3 protein-coding genes are annotated in these 2,420 nt (G+C 66.1%); all 3 read right to left on the bottom strand.

What is annotated here, in order from left to right; translation table 11 throughout:
• Positions 1-40 precede the first annotated feature (40 nt).
• From Q7V20_RS12545 to Q7V20_RS12535, 3 genes are read right to left on the bottom strand one after another with little or no spacing between them, the layout of a single operon-like run.
• The gene (locus tag Q7V20_RS12545) at positions 41-1,636 is read right to left on the bottom strand and encodes an IS66 family transposase (RefSeq protein ID WP_304791399.1); all 1,596 of its coding nucleotides are present in this window, start codon (positions 1,634-1,636) and stop codon (positions 41-43) included.
• A 24-nt stretch (positions 1,637-1,660) separates the two neighbouring features.
• The gene (gene tnpB / locus Q7V20_RS12540) at positions 1,661-1,993 is read right to left on the bottom strand and encodes an IS66 family insertion sequence element accessory protein TnpB (RefSeq protein ID WP_304791396.1); all 333 of its coding nucleotides are present in this window, start codon (positions 1,991-1,993) and stop codon (positions 1,661-1,663) included.
• Complete coding sequence (locus Q7V20_RS12535) at positions 1,990-2,340, bottom strand: transposase (RefSeq protein ID WP_304791402.1); 351 nt, start codon at positions 2,338-2,340, stop codon at positions 1,990-1,992. Before Q7V20_RS12535 ends, tnpB begins: the two co-directional genes overlap by 4 nt.
• Positions 2,341-2,420: the final 80 nt, after the last annotated feature.

Below are 2,420 nucleotides of genomic sequence, written 5' to 3'. Positions count from 1 at the left end.
GTAAGCGTGCGGGCAACACACCCCGCGAGCTCGAGGTGGATCAGCGCGAGGTGCTCGCCTGCCAGCGATGCGGCAGCAATTCCTCGATCCGTCCTGCCGGCTGCGTCGGCAGCCGGGTCAGCACGTCCTTGATGTAGCTGTACGGATCCAGCCCGTTGAGCCGTGCCGACTGCAGCAGGCTCATCACCGCCGCCGCTCGCTGTCCGGCGCGCAGCGATCCTGCGAACAGCCAGTTCGACCTGCCGATGGCAATCGGACGGATCTGGTTCTCCACCCAGTTGTTGTCCGCGGGCAGTTCGCCGTCGTTGATGAAGCGAGTCAGCGCCTTCCACCGCTTCAAGCTGTAGTCGATGGCCTTGGCCGTGGCCGATCCCTCGGGCACCAGCTTGCGTTGCTGCTCCAGCCATTGATGCAGGGCGTCGGCCACCTTGGCCGAGCGCCGTTGGCGTATTCGCCTTCGTTCATCGGGTTGGAGTTCCTGCACCTCGCGCTCGATGTCGTAGATCTCGCCGAAGAACTTCAGCGCCCGCTCGCCGACCTGGCTGCCGTGGTTGACCCACAGCTCATGGAACTTCCTGCGGGCATGGGCCAGGCAGCCCACCTCCGTCACGCCCAGCTCGAAGCAGGCGTTGTAGCCGCTGAAGTCGTCACAGACGAGCTTGCCGTGCCAACCGTCTTTGCCGGCGTTCGTGTCCAGGCCCAAGAAGCCGCGAACATGCTGACCGCCGCGGCCCTCGGCGAAGTCGAACACCACCGCCTTGAGCGTGTCATAGGGGGTGGTGCAGTAGGTCCAGATGTAGGCCCGGTGGGTCTTCTTGTTGCCCGGCTTGAGCATCGCCACCGGCGTCTCGTCGGCGTGCAGCACCGCGCTCTTGAGCATCACCGCCCTCAGCGCATCCACCAGCGGCTGCAACTGCACGCCGCACTGGCCCACCCAGCTGGCCAGCGTCGATCTCGGGATGGCCAGGCCGGCACGCCCGAAGATGTGTTCCTGGCGGTACAGCGGCAGGTGGTCCTGGTACTTGGCCACCAGCACCTGGGCCAGCAGGCCCGTGGTCGGGATGCCCTTGTCGATGATGTGCGCCGGCACGGGGGCCTGCACCAGGGTCTCGCACTTGGTGCAGACCCACTTGCCGCGGATGTGGCGTTCGACCGTGAAGACGCCGGGTACGTAGTCCAGCTTCTCGGCCACGTCTTGCCCGATGCGCTTCAACTGACAGCCGCAGCTGCAGGCGGTGTTCTCGGGCTCGTGGTGGTGCTCGGTGCGAGGCAGATTGGCCGGCAGCGCGACACGCTTGGGCTGCTGCTTGTCGCCCGAGTCCTTGCTCGGCGCGCGCTGCTCGATCTCCAAGGCCAGCGCCGCCAGGTCGGTGTCGATGGTCTCCTCGATGAGGCTCTTCTGCTCGGCGTTGAACGCCTCGGACTTGGCCGCGAACTTCAACCGCTTGAGCACCGCCATCTCGTGGGCGAGCTTGTCGATCGTGGCTTGCTTGAAGGCGATCTCGGCGCTCTTGCTGGCCACGTCTGCCATCAGCGTGCGAACCGCATCTCGCAGTTGGTCCGGGCTGAGCGTGTCGAGGTCGGCGATCACGGATCGTGATCTTGCCGAGTGCCGCGCACTTGCGCATCGGCACATTCAGCAATTGAATTGCGCGCGGCGCTACAGCACCGTGATCACACCGGCCTCGCCGATGCGCGCCCAGGGCAGGCCGAGCACCAGTGCGTCGAGTTGCGCGCGCGTCAGCGTCAGTGTCGACGCACCCTCGCGGGGCCACACGAACTTGCCTTGGTTCAGGCGCCGTGCCGCCAGCCAGACACCGATGCCATCATGCACGAGCACCTTCAGTCGATTGGCGCGGCGGTTGGCGAACAGGTACGCGTGATGCGGGCGAGCGGCGCCGAAGACGTTGACCACCCGGGCCAGCGCCGACTCGGTGCCGGCGCGCATGTCCAGTGGCGCGACCGCCAGCCACACGGCGTCGATCCGGATCACTGCAACAGCTCGCGGGTCCAGGCGGCGAAGTCCGCGGTCGCTGATGAAGGCCAGGTGATCTTCATCGTCACGGCGCCGCGGCGCAGTTCGACTTCGATGCTCCGCTCGACAACGGGCGGCGTTGACATGGCCGGCAACGCCACGGGCACGAACTCGCTTGAGAACGCCGGACTGGTCGAACGCGCTTCGCGAGCCAGCTTGCGCCATCCGTGTACGACGTTGGTGTTGATGCCGTGCGACATCGCGACCTTGGCCACCGAGGCGCCGGGTGCATCGCACTCGCCCAGCACCAGGGCCTTGAAGTCCGCGCTGTAGCGCCGTCGAGTCGTTGCCTTGTCGCTTGTCATCGTGTCCACGTAAGTCCTACGTGGACACGATCGTTATCGGGGCCAAGACCCATTTCAAGATGGGATCGCCGTGCGCTTAC

It is taken from the genome of Aquabacterium sp. (assembly GCF_030652515.1).
Classification (GTDB): domain Bacteria; phylum Pseudomonadota; class Gammaproteobacteria; order Burkholderiales; family Burkholderiaceae_C; genus Aquabacterium.
This window is presented reverse-complemented; position numbering and strand designations above follow the sequence as displayed.

What these genes read in the sequence shown, in the direction of transcription:
- Q7V20_RS12545 (WP_304791399.1), bottom strand. Translation starts at nt 1,636, where the DNA reads ATGTGCCGATGCGCAAGTGCGCGGCACTCGGCAAGATCACGATCCGTG.
- Q7V20_RS12535 (WP_304791402.1), bottom strand. Translation starts at nt 2,340, where the DNA reads ATGACAAGCGACAAGGCAACGACTCGACGGCGCTACAGCGCGGACTTC.